Consider the following 22,928-nt stretch of genomic DNA (forward strand, 5'->3'; position numbering starts at 1 on the left):
AAGCTCAAATCTGTCAAGAATGTTTTTGCAATGGGAACTGCGGCAAACCAGCCACATTAGCGCTTGTTTTGCCAAAAATTCTTTCGGCTTGCCGGTTGACAATCTGGTAAGTCCAGACATGTTTATGGCAGATTGCCACCTCGGGCGGGAGGCCCGTCGCGATCACTGGAGGATCTGGATATGAAACGCACCCGCATCGGCTTGTGGGCGGCCTCGACGCTGCTTGCAGCCACGGCGCTGACGGGTATTGCCCAGGCGCAGGAGCTCACCGTTTTTTGCGACGATATCGGCTTCGGCTGCCTGACCATGGATCCCGTCGTCAAACGATACGAATCCGAAAATCCAGGCGTCAAGGTCAAGCTCGAGACCGTTCCCTATCAGTCGCTCGTCGAAAGCCTGCCGGTGCAGCTCGAATCCGGCGAAGGCCCCGATGCGGCAATCGTCACCGACCTCGGCGGCCTCAGCCGTTACTATCTAGACCTGACGCCTTATGTGAACGCGGCGAATTTCGAGAAGGAATACAGCCAGACCCTGCAATGGCTGCGTGGCTCCAATCCGACGAGCAAGGCGATCAACGGCATGCCGACGACGCTCACCGTCAATGGCGCCTATGTCAATCTCACCTTGTTCGAGCAGGCGAGCGTGCCGGTTCCCAAGGAGGGCGCAACCTGGGCCGAATGGGCCGAAGCGACACGCAAGGTAGCCAAGGCCACCAATACCGAATACGCCATGGAGATGGACCGCTCTGGCCACCGCTTTGCAAGCCTTGCCATCAGCTACGGCGCCGAATTGGTCGATGAGGAGGGCAAACCGGTTATCGACAAGGGGCTGAAGGACGCCGTCGAACAGTTCGTGGCCTGGCACAAGGACGGAACAATGCCGATGGACCTTTGGGGAGCGGTCGGCGGCGCAACGCATCGCGAGCTCTTCTCAGATTTCCTGAATGCCAAGACCGTGCTTTACTTCGGCGGTTCCTGGACGCTCAGCCAGATGGACAAGGAAGTCGGGGACCTCTTCGACTGGCAGGTTGCACCTGCGCCCTGCGGGCCCTCATCGTGCACCGTCATGCCGGGCGGCGGAGCGCTCGTCGGCTTCAAGCATACCAAACAGCCCGAAGCGGTCGGCAAGCTGATCGACTATATCGCCCAGTCGAAGAACAACGCCGAAATCGTCTCGGCGGCCGTGGAGATTCCGGCGGCAAAATCGCTGATCGAAAATGGCGTGACCTATCCGGGCGCCTCTCAGCGTACGCAGCAATCGCTTTCGACCTTCATCGCCCAGATCCCGAAAATGGCGCCGGCCGCCTACCGCTTCCAGGGCTGGCGCTATCAGCGTGCCATGATGAACGCGCTGACGACGCGCATCAGCCAGGTCCTGAATGGCGAATTGGAGGTCGATGCAGCACTTGACCGTGTCAAGCAGGATGTCGAGCTCGCCATCAAGGCGGCCGGCCAATAGACAGGCTGAACCGGAAGGAGAGCGGTATGGCCACAAGGGCTCGACTTGCGACGGTTGCCGGCGGCGTCATCCTCCTGCCGGCAAGGCTCGCCGAGCCTTTGATGACGGGCCTGCAAATGATCCTGGGCATCCGGCGCATGCCGTGGGTCTTTCTTCTGCCGAACCTCCTCGCCGTTTTGTTTTTCTCGCTCCTTCCGGTCGCAATCAACGTCTTCTATTCGGTCACCGGCAGCGACCGTCTTTATCCGAGCGAGCGACCCTTCATCGGTTCTGTCAATTACGAAACGCTGTTCGACTGCACCAACTACCTCGATGCATCCACCTGCTCGAGCGATCTCTTCTGGCGGGCGCTCGGCAACAGTCTCGTCTTCGTGCCGATCCAGGTGATCTGCATGATCGGCGTCGCGCTGCTTGCCGCTGTCTGCCTCAACCGCGAGATCCGCGGCCGCGGCTTCTTTCGCGCCGTCTTCTTCTTTCCCGTCATGCTTTCGCCTGTCGTCGTGGCGTTGACCTGGCAGTGGATCCTGCAGCGCAACGGCGCGTTGAACGGCATTCTAACCTGGCTCGGACTTTCGTCCGTCAACTGGCTGGTATTTCCAAATACCGCCTTCTTCTGGTCGGTCTTCGTCACCGTCTGGGCGCATATGGGCTTTTACACGATCATTCTGCTTGCCGGTCTGCAGTCGATCCCGCGCGATGTCTACGAAGCTGCCAAGATGGACTCCGCCACCAACTGGCGGGTCTTCACGCGCATCACGCTGCCGCTTCTAAAGCCCGTCCTGCTTGTCGTCTTCGTCCTCTGCGTCATTCGCTCGGTCCAGACTTTCGATGAGCTTTACGTGCTGACAGGCGGCGGCCCCGGATCTGCGACGATGCTGATCGTCCAGTATATCTACGAGGTCGGTTTCGCCGTGCAGCCTCGCAACTTCGGTCTCGCGGCCGCGGCCTCGCTGCTGCTCGGCGTCGTGCTCTTGATCTTCACCGGCCTGCAACTGCGCCTGTCGAGGAATTCGCAACATGGCTGACGTTGCCCTGTCCAAATCCGGAGCTCCCATGCGCGGTCTGCTCTTTGCCCGGCGCGGGCGCAACAGGCTCGACGTTACCGATTGGCTCACCTATGGATTCCTCGTCCTTGGACTGCTCATCATGTTCACGCCAGTTGCCTGGGTGGTCCTGTCTTCTTTCAAGACGCAGGCCAATCTGCAGGAATTTCCCCCGAGCATTCTGCCCTATTCCAGCGAAACCGCCGTGGTTGAAGGTTTCGACCAGCCGCTGCCGCTCTTCGACGTAACCTTGAAAGACGGCACGAAGGTGCGGCTTGCGCAGATCCGCCGTGTCGGCAGGAATGCGCAGATGATCAATCCGCACAACCCTGGCGCCGGCCGTGTCACCGTTGCCGTGACCGATGCCGTCCCCGTCCGCAAGGTGCGCCTTGCGACCGAGAACTACACCAACCTGGTCGCAAGTTCCGGCCAGGCGATGAGCCGCTATGTCTATAACAGCCTTTTCATCACCACTGTTGCGACCATTATCACGCTGGTGATGAATTCCATGGCTGCCTTTGCGCTTTCGAAGTACCGTTTCGCAGGCAGCAGCGTCGCCTTGATTTCGATCCTGTCGACGCTGATGATCCCGGCAACCGTGGTTCTCGTGCCGACTTACCTCATCGTTGCCGAGCTCGGCCTTGTCGGTAATCTCTGGGGTGTCATCCTGCCGACCGTCGCGACGCCGACCGGCGTCTTCCTGCTGCGCCAGTACATGCTGACGATCCCTGACGAACTGATCGAAGCAGCGCGCATGGATCATGCGAGCGAGTGGCGCATCTTCTGGAGGATCGTCCTGCCGCTTTCCAGCCCGGCGCTTGCCGTTGTGGCGATCTTCTCGATCCTGTCGCGCTGGAACGACTTCCTGCTGCCCTTGATCGTCCTCAATCGCCGCGAGGTCTATACGCTGCAGCTGGCGCTCAACTCTTTCCAGAGCGAGTTCGAGGTCCGTTACGATCTGATGCTCGCCATGACGACCCTGACGGCGCTGCCGCTTGCCTGCGCCTTCATCTTTCTGCAGCGCTACATCACTAGCGGCATCGCATCCACGGGCATCAAGTGAGTTTCGTTCATGGCAAACCTCGTACTTGAAAATGTCAACAAATCCTTCGGTACGCTGCAGGTGATCCCCGATATCAATCTCGATATCAAGGATGGCGAATTCGTCGTCTTCGTCGGCCCGTCCGGCTGCGGAAAATCGACACTGCTTAGAATGATTGCCGGGCTCGAAGAGGCAACGGGCGGCGACATCCGCATTAACGGCGAAAGCGTCATCGACACGCCGGCCGCCGATCGCGGCGTCGCCATGGTCTTCCAGTCCTACGCTCTTTATCCCCACATGACCGTTCGCCAGAACCTGAGCTTCGGACTTGAGAATATCCGGATGCCGAAAGACGAGATCGACCGCCGCGTTGAAGCAGCCGGCAAGCTTTTGCAGATCGACACGCTGCTCGACCGGCGCCCCCGCCAGCTGTCCGGCGGTCAGCGCCAGCGCGTCGCGATCGGTCGCGCCATCACCCGCGATCCGAAGATATTCCTCTTCGACGAGCCGCTTTCCAACCTCGATGCGGAGCTGCGGGTGCTGATGCGCGTCGAGATTACCAAGCTGCACGAGCGGCTCGGCAATACGATGATCTATGTGACGCATGACCAGATCGAGGCGATGACGATGGCAGATAAGATCGTTGTTCTTCGCAAGGGCGTCATCGAGCAGGTCGGTGCGCCGCTTGATCTTTACAATCGCCCGCACAACACTTTCGTTGCCGGCTTCATCGGCTCACCGCGCATGAACCTCATCGAAGGGACAATCGGCACTTCGACCAACGGGAGGCTCGCCTTCGAGGGCGCCGGATTGCCGCGGTTGGAGTTGCCTCTTGAAGCCGAGCTTGCAACCGGACGGAAAGCAACACTCGGCGTGCGGCCCGAAGATTTCCTGGTCGGTGAAAGCGGCTGGCCAGCCGAGGTCGCCGTTGCCGAACAGCACGGCGCCAACAGCTACCTGCATTGCACCCTTCCAAGTGGCGAGCCGATCCTGGTGCACCAGCAGGGCCAGAGCCGGGTCGCGCGCGGCGATGTCCTCAACATCGCACCCCGTTCGGGCCATTGGCATCTGTTCGATGAAACAGGCCTGCGGATCAAAACCGACTGACCTGCCGGGACAATCCTTCGACTGAACCTTCAATGTCCGTCCGGCGGAACGGCATCCGGCGTGATCGTGTCCCTGAGGTTTTTCCGGTGGAAGATGAAAAGCCCTGCAACGACGATGATCGCCGCGCCGATGAGGATCTGCATATCGGGTACGTCATCGAAAAAGATCATGCCAAGCACGATCGCCCATATGAGCAGCGTGTATTGCAGTGGCGCCAGCAGCGATGCCGGCGCAAGCTTCAGCGATCGGGTAATCAGCAGGTGGGCGCAGGAGGCGACGACGCCCAGAAGCAGCATGCCTGAGTAATCGAGAAGTGTCGCCTGACGCCAATGGCCGATACTGAGAATGATCCCGGCAATGAGAGCAGCGATCGTCTGCCAGGTGACGAGCGTGGTGTCGCTGGTCGCGCGCAAGGAGCGGTTCATCACCAGCGTGAGCGCGAAGGCGAGGCTGCCCGTCAGACCGAAAAGAGATGGCAAGGACAGCATCGCAGACGATGGACGGAGCGCTACGACAACACCGGCAAAGCCGATGAAAACCGCAAGCCAGCGGCGCCAGCCGATCTTCTCGCCGAGGAAAAAGTGCGAAAGCGCGGCGACATAGATAGGCCCCGCCATATAGAAGGTCATGACATCGGCAAGCGGCAGATAGGCGACGGCTGCATAAAACAGGCTGACATCGCAGGTCGTCATGACGACGCGCATCACCTGCTGCCCCTTTTGCTCGACATTGAAGAGCTGCCGCGTCCCTTGCCGGACGATCATCGGACCGAGCACGATGAAGGCGCCGACCGAGCGGATCACCAGCACCTGGCCGACAGCGAAACTCGCAACCAGCCATTTGCCCATCGCATCGTTGAGCGCAAAGAGGAAATCGCCGAGCAGCATCAACAAGACGCCCGTCAAGATCACGTTCGAACTGACGGCAACGGCACTGCGCTTCATCCTGACATTCCTTGATACGACACCGCGAGGCGGCCGAGTGCGGCTTCCGCTTTAACAGCACCGATGTCAAGGTCAGGGTGAAGCTTAAAGCGTGTCAGCGGCGCGATTCAAGCGCCATGCGAACGGCAAGTCCTCCAAGGACGGTTGCCATCAGCATGCGCTGTGCCCGCATCCAGGCCGGCCGTTCGCCGAGAAAAAGCGCGATGGACCCGGCAGAAAGGGCGATGAGTGCGTTGACGCTGACGCTGATCGCGATCTGCGTAAAGCCGAAAGCGATCGATTGCAAAAAGACGCTGCCGCCCTGCGGGTTCACGAATTGCGGCAGCAGTGAGAGAGAAAGGATGGCGATCTTCGGATTGAGTAAGCTGGTGACGAAGCCCATGGCGAAGAGCTTGCGATTGGTATCGCGCGGAAGGTCACGAACGTGAAAGGCCGAGCGGCCGCCGGGCCTTACTGCATTCCAGGCAAGCCAGGCAAGATAGGCGGCGCCTGCCAGCCGAAGCGCATCATAAGCAAGTGGCACGGCGAAGACCAAGGCCGTAATCCCGAGCGCTGCCGATAGCATGTAGACGACGAAACCGAGTGCCACACCGCCAAGCGAGATCAATCCGGCCGCCGGTCCCTGGCATATCGAGCGTGATACCAGATAGATCATGTTCGGCCCGGGCGTCAGAACCATGCCGACAGCGATAAGGGCAAAGGCAAGCAGACTTGCAAGTTCGGGCATAACGGTCTCCGGCTCGATCACCAACTGATGAAGGAGCCCCTGGCAGGCCGCAAGAGTGGAATTGTACGGATGACAATTTAAAGCCGCAGCAACTTCCGCCCACCGCACGGCCGTTGTCAGAGCGGAGTTTTCATGGACCGGATCAAGCGCAAGCTGCGCCGGGCCGCGGTTGCGGCGGCACCGAGAAGCACGATCCAAAGCCCGAGCCAAAGGACATGGTTCTGCAGATCCCAGTAAGGTTCGCCGATCGAAATGACAGCAGCCATGGTGACGATTGCCATGCGGTGCTGCTTGGCCATCGGGCCTGAAAAATCACTGCCGTGGCCCGTCGCCCGGCCAAGCTCGCGCACATAGGCAGTCAGCACTGCGAATGCTGCAGCCGCCCAGCCAAGGCCGGGATGGTCGATACCGAGACCGATGCCGGCAAAAATCAGCATGTCGGCGGCGCGATCTGGAAATTCGTTCCAGAACGGCCCGTCGGCTTCTGCCTTGCCCCCTTCGACCGCCACCATGCCGTCAAAGAGATTGCAGAGAAGCCTCACCTGGCAAAAAAGTGCCGCAAGAGCGAGAAGGACCATGCGCGAATAGCCGGCGTCGCGTCCGGCGACAAAGAACAGGAGACCGGCGATGAAGGCAGCGGCGATGCTTGCCTGCGATATCTGGTTCGGTGTGACGGATCTCGCCGCGATCTTCTGCGCGATCGCCTTTGCCCACCAGGTGTTCCGGCTGTTCAACGGCCGGCGATCTTCAGTGTCCGTCATCACTTACCTTCCCCGGTCAAAAGAGAATAGTTGTAAATCGCCGCATAGCTGGTGGAGACGACAAGCGGCACCGCAACGGTCCTTAATATTTCGGGTGTTGCGGCGAGTGCGTGGATGGCGATGAGAATGCTTGCAGAACCGAGGCAGGCGATGAGAGGCGGCGCAATGAATGCGGCAGTGCCTTTGAAGCGCTTCGAAAATGTTTCGACCGCCGATTTCAAGAACAGGGTGAGGCAGGCAGACAGCGCGCCCTGAACGACGCCGGCAAGCAGCATGCGCGGCAGCGGATGGACGCGATTGGCAAACAGCGCCCAGCCTCCCATGGCGAGAAAGGCGAAAGTCACATGAACGGTGCTGCTGCGTCCAAGCCGTGCGACCCAACCACTCATGTCAGCGACCACCAGTAGCGGACAAGATGAAAGAAGATCGGCGCCGAAAACACCACGGAATCGAGCCGGTCGATCAGTCCGCCGTGTCCCTCGATGAGATTGCCCCAATCCTTGACGCCCCGGTCGCGCTTGATAGCCGACATCACCAGGCCGCCGAAGAAGCCCATCAGCGTGATGACCAGCGAAAGCAGGCCCGCCTGCAAAGGCGTAAACGGTGTGATCCACCAGAGCGACGCCCCGATCAAAGTCGCACTGGCGACACCGCCCGCAAAGCCCTCGACGGTTTTCGACGGCGAGAGTTTCGGGGCGATCTTCGTTCGCCCGAAAAGCTTGCCCCAGACATACTGCAAGACGTCGCTGAGCTGCACGACGATGACCAGAAATGCGATGAGAAGAACGTTGCGGTCCTCATAGCCGGGAATGTTCAACGTCAGCAGCGCCGGCACGTGCGAAGCGCAGAAGACACAGATCATCAAGGCCCATTGCACTTCGGCAATGCGGATGAGGAACCGTTCGGTATCACCCCGAAGCACGGAAATGATCGGCATCAGCAAAAACGCGTAAACCGGTACGAAGATCGAATAGATCCCGTATTCTTCAGCCCACAGCAAATAATACTGAATGGGAAGCACCACGAAGAAGGCCGAGGCGAGCGCCCAGTGATCAGCCCGCTTCGTGTTTGTCAGCGTGATGAATTCTCGAAGCGCCGCAAAGGAGCAGAAGGCAAAAAGAATGATGACACCGGCACGACCCGCCAGAAACGCGACGCCGATGAAGATCACCATGATCCACCAGGCCTTGATGCGCGCATTCAGGTTCTCGACGGCGCTATTGGAGCCATCCGGGGAAAGGCGCCGATGCAGGACATAGCCAACCAGTGAGGCAAAGATCAGCACGGCGAAAATGCCGAGCACGAGCGTAATAAGATCGGACCGCGCGTCGTTCATTCGCTGCCGCCTAGTTTTGGAGAAAGGGAAATCAAGGCGGCCCTTGCCCTTGCCAGGAAGCCGTCCTTGGTCTCCCCGGGTTCAAGCCGCATCGGGCTGCCGAAGGTGACCGTGCAGATCAGAGGAATTGGAACGATCTCGCCTTTCGGCATGACGCGATTGAGATTGTTGATCCAGACCGGCACGAGATCGATCCCCGGGCGCACTGCAGCCAGATGGAAGAGGCCGCTCTTGAAAGGCAGAAGCGGCTCCTCTGTCTGGTTGCGCGTGCCTTCCGGAAACAGGATCAGCGACGAGCCGGCATCGATTGCCGCCGCCATCTGCTCGACCGGATCCTGCGTGCGCCTTTCACGGTCGCGCTCGATCAGCACGGCATTGAAGACTTCGCGGCCAATGAAAGTGGTAAGCGGCGATCTCAGCCAGTAGTCTGCCCCGGCCACGGGCCTTGCTCGCCCGCGCAGACGCGGCGGCAGGACCGTCCAGATCAGAATGAAATCGCCATGGCTCGAATGGTTGGCAAAATAGATGCAGCGCCGGGGCGGCAAACCGTCGTTCGCCCAGATCGCCCGCACAGCCGTGATTGCGCGGGCAAACAGCACGATAGCGATCGCGACAGGCGTTGCGATCAGGCCTTGCATCTGCTTCATCGAGCCCAGCTCCCGCATTCAGGATTGCAGGAGCGTAGCCGCGTTTTCGACAAATCGGAAGACGGTTGGAAAGCCGATAAAGATTTCCACATGCAGCGGGCGGATCATGCCGTCCGCTCTTCACCTTCTACAGGTTCCGGCGAGAGGAGGATCTTGTCGACGCGGCGGCCGTCAAGATCGATGACCTCGAAACGCCAGCCGTCCTTCACGAAGCTTTCGCCGAGATCCGGCAGGTGTTTCAACTCTTCCAGCACAAGGCCGGCGACGGTCTGGAATTCAATGTCATCCGCCAGCTTGAAGTTCATGAATTCGGCGAACTCGTCGATCGGCGTCCAGCCGGAAACAAGATAGGAACCGTCGCCGCGGCGAACGATTGCCTGCTCGTCAGCAGGTCCCTCTTGTAGTGCGCCCATGATCGCTTCCATGATGTCGCCGGAAGAAACAATGCCCTCGAAGTGTCCGTATTCGTCGTAGACAAGCACCATGTGGACCGGTGATTTGCGGATTGCCTGGATGACATGCGTTGCCGTCGAAAGGTCCGAGATCACCGGAACTTCATGGGCAAGCGAGAGGATGTCTGCATGGCCATGCGCGTCGAGCGCATCGTAAAAGTCCTTCACGAAGAGCACGCCAAGCACCTCGTCAGAACTGTTGCGGCGCACAGGCAGGCGCGAGCGGTGCGTTCGGTGCAGCTGCTTGCGAATGTCTTCGATGTTGTCTTCGATGTCGACGACTTCGACGTCGCGGCGAGGCGTCATCAAGGCTCTCGCCGTCCGGTCGGCAAGGCGCATGACGCCGGATATCATCGCGGATTCCTCGCTCTCGATCACGCCGGCACTCTGCGCCTCGGCGAGCACCGTCTTGATCTCTTCGTCGGTCACCCCATCGCTGCCTTTTCCGGACTGACCAAGAAGCGAAAGCACAAGCTTGCCGGACGCGTCGAGAAGCCAGACGAGCGGCAAGGCAAGCTTGGAAAGCAGGGCCATGGCCGGAGCAACCTTGCTTGCCACCACTTCAGGTTCGCGAAGCGCAATCTGCTTCGGCACCAGTTCGCCGATAATGAGCGAAAGATAGGTAATGGCAACGACCACCGTGCCGACGCCAAGCGCATCGGAAAGGGCGGGGGAAACGCCCTGCGCGCTCAGCCAGGCCGAAAGACGGCCGCCCAGCGTGGCGCCCGAAAAGGCACCCGAGAGAACGCCGACAAGTGTAATCCCGATCTGAACGGTTGAGAGAAAGCGGCCCGGATGTTCGGCAAGTTTGATGGCTTGGGCAGCTCCCCGGCTCCCATGATCGGCCAGGACCCTCAGACGGGCGGGACGTGATGAAACGACGGCAAGTTCGGACATTGCGAGCACACCGTTCAAGATAGTGAGCAGCACAACGATTATGATTTCCAGAAACAAAAGAAGCCTATGATATTGACAGCGATGCCTCAAAATAGGAGCAAAGCGCCAACAATGAAAGCAAGGCCTGCATCTTGCTTCGGCTATTTTTGCTCGGCGCTTCTGTACGGGTTGTGCGCTGGCCCCCTCACTGGGCCGAAGCCGGTGAGACCCGCCATATCGTGTTGCCGACGTCATCGGCAACAAGTAACGCACCCTTGATGTCGATTGCGACGCCCACAGGTCGGCCAAAGGCCTTGTCGTCCGCCCCGATAAAGCCCGTCAAGACATCGCGCGGCGGGCCGGAGGGCTTGCCATCGACGAAAGGCACGAAGATCACCTTGTAGCCGCTGCGCGGCTTGCGGTTCCAGGAGCCGTGCTGGCCGACGAAGGCACCGCCGACATAATCCGGACCAAACAGATTGCTCGTGTTGAAGGTCAGGCCGAGCGAGGCGGTATGAGGACCAAGGGCATAATCGGGGACGATGGCGCTCGCTACCATTTCAGGGTTTTGCGGCTTTGCCCGGCTATCGATATGCTGGCCGAAGTAGCTATAGGGCCAGCCATAAAAGCCGCCTTCTTTCACCGAGGTCATATAGTCGGGAACGAGATCGCTGCCGAGCTCGTCGCGTTCGTTGACTGCCACCCAAAGGGCGCCCGACCGCGGCTGCCAGGCAAGACCATTTGGATTGCGCAAGCCGCTTGCGAAGACGCGAACAGCCTTTGTGGCAAGATCGATTTCGAGGATCGAGGCACGGTTTTTTTCCGCATCCATGCCGTTTTCCCCGACATTGCTGTTGGAGCCCACGGTGGCATAGAGCTTGGTGCCGTCAGGGCTCACGATCACGTCCTTCGTCCAGTGCTGATTGATCGGGCCTGCTGGTAGATCGGCAATTTTCGCGCCCGGCGTGGTGATCGCCGTTTCACCTTTCTTATAGGGAAAAGCCATGACCGCATCGGTATTGGCGACGTAGAGCGTATCCTTAAAATATGCCATGCCGAAGGGAGAATTGAGATCTTTCAGGAAGACGGTGCGCATCTCGGCTGCACCGTTCTTGTCGCCATCGCGCAGCAGTGTGATGCGGTTTGCACTTTTGACCTCGGCGCCGGCCCGGCTCATGACGAGACCTTCGAACCAGCCGCGGATGCTGAACCCGGCGTCTTCACCTTTTGGCGGCTTGTTGCTTTCGGCAACAAGGACATCACCGTTCGGCAGGACATGGATCCAGCGCGGGTGGTCGAGGCCCCTTGCAAAGGCTTCCACCTTCAGCCCCTCTGCGGCTTCTGGTGTGGCTCCTTCTGGCCAGCTCGCCGCCTCCGCGACATTGACTGTCGGGATCAGCGTCGGGTTCGGCGCGGGCAGCGTCGGTGAGGGACCGTAGCCCTGTTCGATCGGGACGGTGGCGGATTCGCGCTCAAAGACGAATATCCACCCTGCAACAAGGATGAGAAGAAGGACGACAATGAGGATCTTCTTCATGGATGATCTTTCATGCTAGACCGTGCTAACGGTTTGACCGCTATAGGTTTCAATGCTCCTGATAAATTCGAATGATGGAGCAAGTGCCCCAAGGTTCAAGATTTCAACGGCGCTGCTGTGTTTCTCAAGACCGCAACTTCCATCATGGCGTTTTGAAGCGTGACAAAACCATGTACGAGCGACTTGAGCGACCGCACAGTATGCTGAGCCTTGAGGCATGTGCGTAAAGAGACTGCCTGAGACTTCAGGCCCAGACGGCCCCATTGTACGATTGCGGACCTATGAAGTTTATCGGGAACCCACCGAGTGCGAGGGCATTAATTCCTCCGTAGAAGGAGGACGCCATGCCAACAGTCTCCGTTGCACAGCCTTGCAGCGCTCAGGCAGAAATTGTCTCGCTTCTTCCAGCTCTCAAAGCCTTTGCGAGGCGTTTCGAGCGGGTTGAAAGCGACGCCGACGATCTCGTTCAAGAGACGGTCTCCAAGGCGCTTTGTCATATCGAGCAGTTCCACAACGGCACGAGCCTGAAATCCTGGCTCTTTACGATCATGCGCAATACGTATTGCAGCAGCTACAAACGCCGCAAGCGCGAACCGGTCGGTTGCGTCGGCGACCTGACCGACCGTCAGATACCGGTCAAATCGACGCAGGAATGGTCGCTGAGAGCCCTGGACGTGCAGGCAGCGATCGACAAGCTCGGAGCATCGCACCGCCATGCACTGCTGCTGGTGGTGAACGGAACAAGCTACGAAGAAGCGGCTGCGATCTGCGACTGCCAAGTCGGCACCATCAAGAGCCGGGTGAGCCGCGCTCGCAACCATCTTCTGGAAATGCTCGGCGAGACGCAATCTTCCGAAGCAGCCTCGTTACACTAGCAGAGGTGCGCAGCAATGAGCCGCCACGACAGGAACGAATGGATCGCCAAGAGGGCCTATGCACTTTGGGAAGCGTCCGGGCGCCAACATGGCCGCGATGGCGAGCACTGGGCACAGGCTGTGCGGGAGCGAGACGAGCTGGAGCGCACGCAGGCTTCGGCCGACGGGCGCGAGGTGCTGGTCCGGTTCAGACCAAGACCACCGGCCGCCACGTTGCCGAAACCCATCGGGCACCCGCCGGCGATAGCGAGCGGCTGAAGGATGCTTCATGCAGTCCTGCGGTCTGCACCCCTTGCGATGAGACGCCGGCTAAGGTTCTTATCAACCGAGACCGGTCGCTTCCTTCACCCTGTTGCGCGATAGCGGCAGATCGACCAGCCGCTTTCCCGTCGCATCGCGGATTGCGTTGGCGAGTGCCGCACAGGTCGGCCCCTGCGCCGCCTCGCCTGTGCCGAGGAAGGGCTGACCGGGCCGATCGAGAATATGCACTTCGACGCTTTCTGGAACGCTCCTAAAGCGCAGTATCGGATAGCTCGACCAATCAGTGCTGGTAATGCGGGTGCGATCGAAGGTGACGGCTTCATAGAGCGTCCAACTGATCGATTGCAGGATGCCGCCCTCCGTCTGGTTGCCGATCCCGTCGGGATTGACGGCCTGACCGGCATCGATGGCGGCAACGGCGCGCAGCACCTGCACACGGCCGGTCTCGCGCTCGACCTTCGCTTCCAGTGCGACCGCCAGATAGGCGGCCCGGTTCTTGTAACGCGCAAAAGCAAAGCCGCGACCGTGACCGGAAGGCACTTCGCCCCTCCCCCAGCCGAATTTGTCGGCCGCGAGCTTCACGACGTCGCTGGCGCGATCATCTTCCAGATGACGCAGGCGGAATTCGACAGGATCGGCTTTGGCGGCAATAGCCAGCTCGTCCATGGTGCTTTCGATCGAGAAGACATTGGCATAAGCGCCAAGGCCGCGCAGCGCCGAAACCCGTAGCGGCATGTCGGGCAGGAAATGCCACAGCACCCGGCGGTTCGGGATCGCATAGAGAGGATCGGCATTCCGATCGCCGCTGCCATTGGGACTGATGCTGAGTTTCGGCGGTTCTAAGGGCGTCGGCTGTTCCTTGGCGCGGCCGGCAAGCAGCGAGCCGGCATTGCCGGGGCGCGTGCTATGGGTATTGCTCCACACATCATAGGTCCAGTTGTCGATCCTGCCGCTTGCATCAAGAGATGCCCGGACCTTAGACACCATGCCAGGCCCGTAAGGTTCCCACATATGCTCCTGTTCGCGCATCCACTGGACACGCACAGGGCGGCCGGGAATTTTCATGGCGATGAGTGCTGCGTCGGCAGCTGCGTCGTCAGCACCGTTGTGCCCGTAGCAGCCGGACCCTTCCATGTGGATGACACGCACCTTCTCCTCCGGCATCGCCAGCATCTGGGCAATCGCACCCCGATCGGGGAAAACCCCCTGCGTGTGCGACCAGATATCAAGGCTGCCGTCGGCCTTCAGAAGCGCGACCGCACAGGAAGGACCGATCGAACCGTGCATCTGGTAGGGACGCGTGAAGGTTGCCTCGTAGATCGCGCCGTTCGGGAAGCTCGGATGGCCGGATTCGGCCACCGTGCCGACATCCTTTTCCAGACCGGCGAGAGCGGCGGCCAGATCGGTCTGTTCCGGAAGCGTTGCAGGTTCGTCCCACTTCGCTGCTTTTTCGACGGCGCGCATGGCCTTGATCGCCTGCCATTCTTTCTCCGCCACGACGGCAAGGAAACTGCCGTCGCGGATGACCGAGATGACGCCAGCCATGGCGGCGGCCGCCGTGGCATCGATGTCTTTCAATGTTGCACCATAGCTCGGCGGACGGATTACGCGTGCGTGCACCATTCCGTCGAGGCGCAGGTCCTGCACATAGGCTGCAGCACCGGTGACCTTGCCCGGGATGTCGATGCGCTGCACATCACGGCCGATGATGCTCAGCGCATCGGGCTGTTTCAGTTTCGATTGCGGCTGGGCTTCGACGTGCAGGAACTGGCCCGACACCAGCTCGCCATAGGTCGCCGATCTGCCGTCCGGCCCGGAGACGCTTTTCTTTTTCGCTCTCAGCTGGTCTGGGGGCAGGTTAAGACGGCGCGCTGCCTCGGCGATCAGCAGCTCGCGAACCTGCGCGGCTGCGTTGCGGATGGCAGTACCGCTGTTCTGCATCGACTGGCTGCCTGCCGTAAACCCTTCGTCGGGCGTGCGCCCCGTGTCGGCCGTCACGAGCGCGATCTCTGAGGGATCGACGTCCAGTTCCTCTGCGGCGACCTGGATGAGGGCCGTGCCGATCCCCTGTCCAAGCTCCACCTTGCCGGTAAACACGGTGATCTTGCCTTCAGAATCGATCCTTATCCAGCTATCGAGATAGCGGTCGTCATCCAGGCTACCCGGCAACTTCGGTTTTTCGGGCGCCGCAGTCGGTATCTCTTGGGCCAGCGCACGGATCGTGGAAAAGCTGACGATGAGAGCGCCGGTACCGGCAAGCAGGCCGCGCCGGCTCATTTCATGTTGGGTGAGAATATCCATCATCCGGCACTCCTTTTGGCGACCGGAAGCCCCGCAGCTTCCATCAGTTCACTCGCGCGCCTGATGGCGGCAAGGATGCGCATATGTGTGCCGCAGCGACAGAGATTGGTCCGCAACGCCGATCGGATTTCCTCGTCAGTCGGCGTGGCATTCTGCTTCAGAAGCGCTGCTGCGCTCATCATCATGCCGGGAATGCAGTAGCCGCATTGCGCCGCCTGTTTCTCGATGAAGGCCGCCTGCAGCGGTCCGGGCTTTTCAGCTGTTCCAAGCCCTTCCACGGTCACGATTTCCTTGCCTTCGACGACGATGAGCGGCGTCACGCACGAAAGCACCGCCTGGCCGTCGACCATGACGGTGCAGGCGCCGCATTGGCCAAGGCCGCAGCCAAATTTTGCGGCGTTGAGATTAAGATCGTTGCGAAGCACGTAAAGCAGTGGCGTGTCGGGCTCGCTGGCGACCTCGTGGGTGTGTCCGTTGACGTTGAGCGTTGTCATCTCGGCTCCTTCGCGCCGACATTGAACGGCGCTCGTTCAATTCCTTCCGAGGGGCGGACGGCGACAAAATATTCACCGGACCGTGTGCGGTTGACGCGTTGCAGCAGATCGGGCCAAGGATCGCCCGTCGTAAAGCGCCGGCGCATGAAATCGAGCAGATCGGCGATCTGCTGGTCGTTCAACGCCCCGGCAAAGCCGGGCATCACGGCGCTTGGCTCACCGTCGGCCGGTGGCAGGCCGAAAAGCACGACATTGACGATGTTTTGCGGATTGGGCGCGTTGACGGCGGTGCTGAGATTGAAATTCAGTCCTCCAAACGGCGCGGCGCGGCCGGACTCATGACAGGTCGCACAAGCCGCGCCATAGATGGCTGCACCCGGATGAGAGGCAAGTTCGGCCGACGCCTTGGTCTCGTCAATCGCCGCCGTCACCACGCCATCTTGCGCCGGAACGAACTGCTTCTTCAGCTCTTCGCCCCTTTGAACGCGTTCGCCAGACGGTTCGCCCATGATCGAGGCGACATAGGCTGCGATTGCATTGATATCGCTGTCGGGAAGCGCACCGAGATTACCGGTGACTTCCGCCATCGGACCACGCGAGACGCCGTGGAACGCGTGGTAGCCATGACGCAGATAAAACGCGAGCGAACCCTTGTCCCATGGGATCGGTGAGGGGCTTTGCGCATTAATCGCATAAGCCTGCCAGCCTTCCGCCTCGCCGCCGCCGAAATGCCTGCCGCGCGCCTCGGCACCAAAGGCGTTGCGAGGCGTGTGGCAAGCGCCGCAGTGGCCGAGGCCTTCGGTAAGATAGGCACCGCGGTTCCATTCCTCGCTTTTCTGCGGATCGGGCGCGAAATCGCCCTTGTCGAAGAAGACCAGTTTCCAGGCGGCAAGGATCGGGCGGACATGGAGCAGGTACGGCAGCTCGTTTTTGGGTGCCATCGCCTTGATGGGCGTGCGCGTCATCAAGAACGCATAGAGTGCCTTGTTGTCCTCGTCGGTGACGCGGGTAAAATGATCATAGGGAAATGCCGGATAAAGATGATCGCCCTTTCGATCCACTCCTTCGCGCATGGCGCGCTGGAAGGCAGCCTCGCTCCAGCGTCCGATACCGGTGTCATCGTCCGGCGTAATGTTCGTCGAATAAATGATCCCGAAAGGCGTCGGCAGTTTAAGCCCCCCGGAAAAAGCTTCCTTTCCCGGGACTGTATGACAGGCGATACAGTTTCCGACCGCCGCGAGGCTGGCTCCCTTGGCGACCAGTGCGTTATCGAAGCGCATGGTCTCTGAAGGGTTTTGCGGCTTGATTTCGGGGCGCCAGGCAAGAAAAAAGAATGCGAGACCGAAAACGATGAAGAGGGTAAGGATCGTCGACAGCAGTCTGATGGCTCGCATTGCCGATATGACCCTCCCGGGAGTGCAAACCGAACTGCACAAAACGCAAGGAGCAGGAATTTGTTCCCGAAATAGGTGCTGAATCTCTAGCGTTTGGCGATCGTGGCGCGCTCTTGAATGATCTGAGCCCGGTGATTGTCGCCGGCGCGCATAAGACGTCCGGTGGCGCGCAGCATCTCGATCAGGTCAGTTCCATCGATGGACGCCTTGGTCGTTTGCAGCTGTTCGAACTCGGCCGCCGCCTGCTGCCAGTTTTCGGTCTCGCGCCCGCAGGGGCGTCCCTCCGCCTCCCATATGGCGTATGCGCGCTGGCTGATCCAATCTTCCTTGTTGTAAACCATGACACCCAACTCCAATGGAGAAAATATTCGTCTGGAGGTTGCCAGATTTCGCTTACGGAGTTGTTACTCCGCCTCAGACCGGAAGCGCGATTTGCGCGGTATTGCGCCGGAAACAGCAGTGCCGCTCAGATACTGGTGTTGCCGAGCAACTGCCTCAATCGGTCCGCTCGGCGAGCTCGATGAGGATGCCGTCGGGATCGCGCAGAAAAGCAACCTTGTGCAGAACCTCGGAGTTGTAAGCAAGACGCGGGCGCTCCTTGACTTCAACTCCGGCCGCTTCGAGCTTTGCGAAGGTTTCAGCGACGCTGCCGAACAGGAACGTGAGATGGCGCAGACCGGCGGCACCCTCGGGTATGTCGGTTGCGCGCACCGCCCCGCTTGCAGGCGCGAAGACCTCCAGCATGCCACCGCCGGCATCGAGAAAAGCAACGTGCGAGCCGTCCGGCATCGTCTTGCGCAGATGCAGCCGAAGGCCGAGGAGGCCGCAATAAAAGGCGACGGCACGGTCCATATCGCTTACCGTCATGCCGATATGTTCAAAGGATTTCAGCATTCAGAATTCCTCCCACAGATAATGCTCGAGCTGACTGCGGTCCCTTGCCGCCGTCAAGACTAAATCGTGTGATGGCAATCGAAGCGACCTGGCTTGCGGTCGATGAAATCGGGCGCTATCTGGTTGGAAAAGCCACGACGTCACGACCTAACCATCGAAAGCCGGGAGGCAGGGCATGCGCAAAGCGATCATCGTTTGGGGCGGCTGGCAGGGCCACGAACCGGAAGCATGCGCAAGCATCGTCGGCGAACTTTTGCGGGAAGACGGCTTCTCAGTTGAAATTACCCGCGATCTCGACATCTTCGGCTCGCCGGTGATTGCCAATGCCGATCTGCTTGTTCCGATCATCACCGGGGAGCAGTTGGAAAAGGTGCATGCGAATGCGCTGGTCATGGCTGTTCGTGACGGCCTTGGCCTCGGCGGTCATCATGGCGCGCTGGCGACATCCTTCAAGGAGAGTGCGCCGTTCCACTATGTTTCGGGCGTCACCTGGGTTTCTCATCCGGGCAACATCATCGACTTCCGCGTGAATGTGAGCCGACAAAACGATCCGCTGATGCAGGGCATTCCGGACTTCGACTATCACTCGGAGCAGTATTACCTGCACTACGATCCATCCGTTGAGATTCTGGCGACCACCACGTTCACCGGCGAATATGACGAGGCCGCCCGCAATGTCGTAATGCCGGTGGTCTTCAAACGCCACTTTGGTGCGGGCCGCGTCTTTTATTCGGCACTCGGCCATGTCGCAGCCGAATTCGACCATCCTTACATGCGTCTCATTCTTCGCCGCGGCCTTGCCTGGGCTGCGCGCCGGTAGACCCCGATGCAGTCCGGCGCGCGCAACGGTCAGTTCTGAATGATGTGCTGCCTCACCAGTCGCTTGAGCTCTTCTGCGTCCTGGCGCTGAATGGCGTCGATCATCAGGTGATGTTCGCGGCCGGACTGTTCGATGCGGGCGCGCGTGCGCCATTGAGCGACGGGTGCCGAGGAGGTTCGCTGGCGAATTTCCGCAATAAGGTCGACAAGCTCCTGATTGCCGCCAAGGACCAGAAGTTGCCTGTGAAAGGCGAGGTTGGCTTCGTAAAGCTCCAGCATCGTACCATCAAGGACCATCCGGTCGAAATGGACCGCCAGCTTCCGCAGGGTATCGAGATCGTCAGCAGACGCATTCTTAACGATCGTGCCGGCAACCGCCGTCTCGAGAATGATACGGATTTCGCTTACCTCCCTGGCGCGGCGGCCGTCGGGCTCGTAGACGTGGTAGCCGCGATTGGGCACGTGCTCGACCAGCCGCTTCTGCGCAAGGCGATCGAGCGCTCGGCGGACTTCCGGCCGCGTGCATTTGTAGCGTCGCTCGAGATCGATCTGCTTGAGCCAGGTGCCGGGAAGAAGCACGCCCGCCAGAATATCCTGGAGGACAAGATCGGTTACGTCTTTCGAATTTTCGATCTCCGGCGTCGGCCCCATCATAACGTCTGCCATTCAAGACTCCCTTTTTCGAAACGGATATCACGGCACCTTCGGTTTCTGTAGGCAGCCAGACAATTTCGACCCTGTTCAAATTTTATTCATGCCCACGGATTGCGCAAAAACCTTTTGTATCCTAAATTGGCGCCAATTTTGGATACTAAGCGAAAAGAAGCCGTTTTGAAAGCCATGAAAAACTCGGACAGTGTATGGGACATCGTCGAAGGCAAGCGCGAAATCTTCTTTGCGCTCAGCGATCGCATCTGGGATCTGCCGGAAACGAACTATGAGGAATATCGCTCGTCGGACGAACATGCGCGGCTTCTGCAACAGGAAGGCTTTCGCGTCGAACGCGGCCTCGCCGGGCTGCCGACAGCGGTCATGGGAGAGGCCGGCGAGGGCGGACCGGTTATTGCAATTCTCGGCGAGTTCGACGCTCTGCCGGGCCTCAGCCAGGTGGCAGGCCTTGCCGAGCAGCGCGAAGCAATTGCCGGCGGCAATGGTCATGGTTGCGGTCACAACCTTTTGGGCGCCGGTTCGATGCTTGCGGCCGCCGCAGTCAAGGATTTCCTTGCACAGAACGGCCTGAAGGGACGCGTGCGCTATTATGGTTGCCCGGCCGAAGAAGGTGGCTCCTCCAAGGGCTTCATGGTGCGCGCCGGCGTCTTCGACGACGTCGATGTCGCCATCTCGTGGCACCCGGCCGCCTTTGCCGGGGTCAACAATCCGATCTCGCTTGCCTGCAACGAACTCAACTTCCATTTCACCGGCCGCGCCTCGCATGCCTCCGCGACACCGCACCTCGGCCGCAGTGCGCTCGATGCCGTCGAGCTGATGAATGTCGGCGTCAATTACATGCGCGAACATATGCCATCGACAGCCCGCATTCATTATGCCGTGACCGATACCGGAGGCGCTGCGCCAAACGTCGTCCAGGCCCGCGCGACCGTGCGTTATCTCATCCGCGCCCGCACTTTGCCCGAACTTTTGTCGCTTGTTGCGCGCGTCAAAAAAGTCGCCGAGGGGGCGGCGCTGATGACCGAGACGTCGGTCCGCAGCGAGATCCTCAGCGGCGATGCGAACCTGGTCGGCAATACCCCGCTGGAAGAACGGATGTTTGCCCATCTCCAGCGTCTCGGCCCTCCCGTTTTTGACGAAAATGACAAACAAACCGCCCGCACGTTCCAGCAGACGATGAGTGCGGAGGATATCGCGTCTTCCTATGACCGCTTCGGCTTGAAACCGAATAAGGATCACCCGCTTTGCGAGGAGATATTCCCGCTGTATTCCGGAGACGGCTCTATCGTCGGCTCGACCGATGTCGGCAGCGTGAGCTGGGTCGTTCCGACCGTGCAGATGCGCGGCGCGACTTATGCGATCGGTACGCCCGGCCATTCCTGGCAGCTGGTCGCACAGGGCAAGCTTCCGGCCGCCCATAAGGGCACCGAACATGCAGCAAAGGTGATGGCAAGCATGGCCGTTGATCTGATCTGCGACCCGTCACTCATCGATGCCGCCAAGGCCGACCTCAAGGCCCGCCTCGACGGGACACCCTTCGTCAATCCTATCCCGGATGATGTGCAGCCGCCGCTGCCGGAAAAACGACATGCCTGACGAACTTACACAGCCCGATGTCGGGCGGCTGATGGCGCATCTTCGTGAGTTTTCCCGACGCGTCAAGCTGTCCGGAACGCCTGAAGAGCTGGAAAGTTTCGGCTACCTCGACCGGCAGATGAAAAGCTATGGCTATCGCACCGAGCTTTTGTTTCATGAGGCCTTCATCAGCCTGCCGGGACAGGCAAAGGTGGAAATCGACGGCGCAGATCTTCGTTGCATCACCCATTCGATGTCCGCGTCCAGCCCGCCTGCGGGCGTCAGCGCCGAACTCGTTCATGTCGGCGAAGGCACCGAAGCCGATTTTTCGCAGGCCGAGGTGGCTGGAAAGATCGTTCTCGTGGACGGCATTGCAACCGAAGAGGTCGCGGCGCTGGCAAGTGCGGCCGGCGCGCGCGGCCAGCTCCATATCAGTCCTACCGAGCATCTTTATGAAATGTGCGTGTCGCCCGTGTGGGGAAACCCCTCCCAGCATACCCGCGACCGGCTCCCTGCGACCGTGATCTGCTCGATCGACAGGCATGACGGTGCCGCGTTGCGCAAACGCCTTGCAGACGGCCAAACCGTCAAGGCCATCTTGTTTGCCGAGGTCGACACCCGCTGGACCAAGACACCTTTGCTGGTGGCCGAGATACCCGCCCCCGGTAAAGGGCCAGACGATCCGTTCATACTTTTGTCGGGTCATCACGACACCTGGCACTACGGCGTCATGGACAATGGCAGTGCGAATGCGACGATGCTGGAGGCAGCACGACTCCTGGGCGGAGCGGCGTCGAGCTGGAAGCGCGGGTTGCGCATCTGCTTCTGGTCGGGTCATTCGCATGGGCGCTACTCCGGCTCAGCCTGGTATGCCGACGAGTATTTCGATGATCTCGAGCGCCGTTGCGCCGCCCACGTCAATGTTGACTCGACGGGCGGGAAGGGCGCGGCGATTTTGAGCAATTCCAGCGTGATCGACGAGCTCAGACCGCTGGCGGCCGAGGCGATCGAGAAAATCACCGGCCAGCGCCATGCCGGCCGACGTCACGGCCGCGCCGCCGACCAGTCCTTCTGGGGCATCGGCATTCCGTCGATGTTCGGCAGCCTGAGCCATCAACCTCCCGGACCGATAAAGATGCTGACGGCGCTCGGTTGGTGGTGGCACACTGCCCATGACACCATCGACCATATCGACCCGGACAATCTGCGCCGCGACACACAGATCATCATCGAGGTTCTCGAGCGCCTGCTCATCTCCCCCGTTCTGCCACTGGACTACACGCTCTACGCCGCCTCGCTTGAAGAGGAGGTGACGCGGCTGAGTACCGCCATTGGCGGCCGCCTCGATCTCGCACCGATTGCCGGCGCGATTGCCGAGCTGCGGCACAATGCCCAGGCAGTCCTGGCAGCGAGCGGTGGCTGCCTCAAGCAGGCCGAGCGTCTCAACGCAGCGCTGATGCGCGCGTCCCGCCAGCTCGTGCCGCTCAACTATACGCGCGGCGATCGCTTCCATCACGATTCAGCTCTGCCGCATCCGCCATGGCCGGCTTTGGAAGGCCTGCGCGAACTGGCCGGCCTGCCCGAGCACGCACCCGACACTCCATTTTATGTCGTTCACGCCCGACAGACGCGCAATCGCATCGCCCACGCCCTTCGTAACGCCAATGCCGCATTGAGATCCGCATTTGATGCCTGAACAGCGAACCGCAATAAAAA

The 22,928-nt window shown here is 60.2% G+C and carries 23 protein-coding genes; 9 read left to right on the top strand and 14 right to left on the bottom strand.

All coding sequences use genetic code 11. The features are described from left to right. Window positions 1-180 precede the first annotated feature (180 nt). The 4 genes from A3C3_RS0102405 (at window position 181) to A3C3_RS0102420 (ending at window position 4,650) form a co-directional block, all read left to right on the top strand. The gene (locus tag A3C3_RS0102405; protein WP_022713022.1) at window positions 181-1,458 is read left to right on the top strand and encodes an ABC transporter substrate-binding protein; all 1,278 of its coding nucleotides are present in this window, start codon (window positions 181-183) and stop codon (window positions 1,456-1,458) included. Window positions 1,459-1,559: 101 nt separating this feature from the next. Continuing rightward, window positions 1,560-2,483: a carbohydrate ABC transporter permease gene (locus tag A3C3_RS0102410; RefSeq protein WP_051154426.1), complete on the top strand. Its 924-nt coding sequence runs from the start codon at window positions 1,560-1,562 to the stop codon at window positions 2,481-2,483. Further along, the gene (locus tag A3C3_RS0102415; protein ID WP_022713024.1) at window positions 2,476-3,564 is read left to right on the top strand and encodes a carbohydrate ABC transporter permease; all 1,089 of its coding nucleotides are present in this window, start codon (window positions 2,476-2,478) and stop codon (window positions 3,562-3,564) included. Before A3C3_RS0102410 ends, A3C3_RS0102415 begins: the two co-directional genes overlap by 8 nt. Window positions 3,565-3,573: 9 nt before the next feature. Continuing rightward, window positions 3,574-4,650 carry an ABC transporter ATP-binding protein gene (locus A3C3_RS0102420; protein WP_022713025.1) on the top strand — a complete coding sequence of 359 codons (1,077 nt, stop codon included), beginning with the start codon at window positions 3,574-3,576 and terminating at the stop codon, window positions 4,648-4,650. Window positions 4,651-4,679: 29 nt separating this feature from the next. On the opposite strand, the gene A3C3_RS0102425 is transcribed toward A3C3_RS0102420, so the two are convergent. From A3C3_RS0102425 to A3C3_RS0102465, 8 genes are all read right to left on the bottom strand, one after another. Then, entirely contained in the window at window positions 4,680-5,594 is a 915-nt protein-coding gene (locus A3C3_RS0102425; protein WP_022713026.1) for a DMT family transporter, read from the bottom strand. A 94-nt stretch (window positions 5,595-5,688) separates the two neighbouring features. Further along, a complete protein-coding gene (locus A3C3_RS0102430; RefSeq protein WP_022713027.1) occupies window positions 5,689-6,321 on the bottom strand; it encodes a LysE family translocator in 633 nt (210 codons plus the stop codon). 116 nt (window positions 6,322-6,437) lie between these two features. Then, complete coding sequence (locus A3C3_RS0102435; protein ID WP_022713028.1) at window positions 6,438-7,082, bottom strand: CDP-alcohol phosphatidyltransferase family protein; 645 nt, start codon at window positions 7,080-7,082, stop codon at window positions 6,438-6,440. Next, complete coding sequence (locus tag A3C3_RS0102440) at window positions 7,082-7,471, bottom strand: hypothetical protein (protein WP_028739335.1); 390 nt, start codon at window positions 7,469-7,471, stop codon at window positions 7,082-7,084. Before A3C3_RS0102440 ends, A3C3_RS0102435 begins: the two co-directional genes overlap by 1 nt. Beyond that, window positions 7,468-8,418, bottom strand: coding sequence for a phosphatidate cytidylyltransferase (locus tag A3C3_RS0102445; protein ID WP_022713030.1), 951 nt, complete (start codon window positions 8,416-8,418; stop codon window positions 7,468-7,470). Before A3C3_RS0102445 ends, A3C3_RS0102440 begins: the two co-directional genes overlap by 4 nt. Continuing rightward, window positions 8,415-9,056, bottom strand: a complete 642-nt coding sequence (locus A3C3_RS0102450; RefSeq protein ID WP_028739336.1) for a lysophospholipid acyltransferase family protein — start codon at window positions 9,054-9,056, stop codon at window positions 8,415-8,417. The genes A3C3_RS0102445 and A3C3_RS0102450 overlap by 4 nt, the downstream gene beginning before the upstream one ends. Window positions 9,057-9,169: 113 nt before the next feature. Further along, on the bottom strand, window positions 9,170-10,471 hold the full coding sequence (locus tag A3C3_RS0102460) for a hemolysin family protein (protein ID WP_022713033.1): 1,302 nt from the start codon (window positions 10,469-10,471) through the stop codon (window positions 9,170-9,172). A gap of 127 nt (window positions 10,472-10,598) precedes the next feature. Continuing rightward, the gene (locus A3C3_RS0102465; protein ID WP_022713034.1) at window positions 10,599-11,930 is read right to left on the bottom strand and encodes a PQQ-dependent sugar dehydrogenase; all 1,332 of its coding nucleotides are present in this window, start codon (window positions 11,928-11,930) and stop codon (window positions 10,599-10,601) included. A gap of 344 nt (window positions 11,931-12,274) precedes the next feature. On the opposite strand from A3C3_RS0102465, the gene A3C3_RS37570 reads away from it, so the two are divergent. Continuing rightward, the gene (locus A3C3_RS37570) at window positions 12,275-12,805 is read left to right on the top strand and encodes a sigma-70 family RNA polymerase sigma factor (RefSeq protein ID WP_022713035.1); all 531 of its coding nucleotides are present in this window, start codon (window positions 12,275-12,277) and stop codon (window positions 12,803-12,805) included. Window positions 12,806-12,820: 15 nt separating this feature from the next. Then, a complete protein-coding gene (locus A3C3_RS37575) occupies window positions 12,821-13,063 on the top strand; it encodes a DUF2934 domain-containing protein (RefSeq protein ID WP_022713036.1) in 243 nt (80 codons plus the stop codon). 63 nt (window positions 13,064-13,126) lie between these two features. On the opposite strand, the gene A3C3_RS0102480 is transcribed toward A3C3_RS37575, so the two are convergent. From A3C3_RS0102480 to A3C3_RS0102500, 5 genes are all read right to left on the bottom strand, one after another. Then, complete coding sequence (locus tag A3C3_RS0102480; RefSeq protein WP_022713037.1) at window positions 13,127-15,370, bottom strand: xanthine dehydrogenase family protein molybdopterin-binding subunit; 2,244 nt, start codon at window positions 15,368-15,370, stop codon at window positions 13,127-13,129. Then, a complete protein-coding gene (locus A3C3_RS0102485) occupies window positions 15,367-15,861 on the bottom strand; it encodes a (2Fe-2S)-binding protein (protein ID WP_022713038.1) in 495 nt (164 codons plus the stop codon). Before A3C3_RS0102485 ends, A3C3_RS0102480 begins: the two co-directional genes overlap by 4 nt. After that, complete coding sequence (locus A3C3_RS0102490) at window positions 15,858-17,255, bottom strand: c-type cytochrome (RefSeq protein WP_022713039.1); 1,398 nt, start codon at window positions 17,253-17,255, stop codon at window positions 15,858-15,860. The genes A3C3_RS0102485 and A3C3_RS0102490 overlap by 4 nt, the downstream gene beginning before the upstream one ends. Before the next feature lie 86 nt (window positions 17,256-17,341). Further along, window positions 17,342-17,596 carry a DUF2934 domain-containing protein gene (locus A3C3_RS0102495; RefSeq protein WP_022713040.1) on the bottom strand — a complete coding sequence of 85 codons (255 nt, stop codon included), beginning with the start codon at window positions 17,594-17,596 and terminating at the stop codon, window positions 17,342-17,344. 154 nt (window positions 17,597-17,750) lie between these two features. Continuing rightward, the gene (locus tag A3C3_RS0102500; protein ID WP_022713041.1) at window positions 17,751-18,149 is read right to left on the bottom strand and encodes a VOC family protein; all 399 of its coding nucleotides are present in this window, start codon (window positions 18,147-18,149) and stop codon (window positions 17,751-17,753) included. Window positions 18,150-18,324: 175 nt separating this feature from the next. Between A3C3_RS0102500 and A3C3_RS0102505 the strand changes: the two genes are divergently transcribed. Then, entirely contained in the window at window positions 18,325-18,969 is a 645-nt protein-coding gene (locus A3C3_RS0102505; RefSeq protein ID WP_022713042.1) for a ThuA domain-containing protein, read from the top strand. Window positions 18,970-18,998: 29 nt separating this feature from the next. Here A3C3_RS0102505 and A3C3_RS0102510 read toward each other — a convergent pair whose 3' ends face one another. Continuing rightward, the gene (locus A3C3_RS0102510) at window positions 18,999-19,634 is read right to left on the bottom strand and encodes a GntR family transcriptional regulator (protein WP_033419537.1); all 636 of its coding nucleotides are present in this window, start codon (window positions 19,632-19,634) and stop codon (window positions 18,999-19,001) included. Window positions 19,635-19,808: 174 nt separating this feature from the next. Between A3C3_RS0102510 and A3C3_RS0102515 the strand changes: the two genes are divergently transcribed. Further along, window positions 19,809-21,233, top strand: coding sequence for a M20 family metallopeptidase (locus tag A3C3_RS0102515; RefSeq protein WP_022713044.1), 1,425 nt, complete (start codon window positions 19,809-19,811; stop codon window positions 21,231-21,233). Beyond that, entirely contained in the window at window positions 21,226-22,908 is a 1,683-nt protein-coding gene (locus A3C3_RS0102520) for a M28 family peptidase (protein ID WP_022713045.1), read from the top strand. Before A3C3_RS0102515 ends, A3C3_RS0102520 begins: the two co-directional genes overlap by 8 nt. Window positions 22,909-22,928 lie beyond the last annotated feature (20 nt).

It is taken from the genome of Rhizobium mongolense USDA 1844 (assembly GCF_000419765.1).
Classification (GTDB): Bacteria; Pseudomonadota; Alphaproteobacteria; order Rhizobiales; family Rhizobiaceae; genus Rhizobium; species Rhizobium mongolense.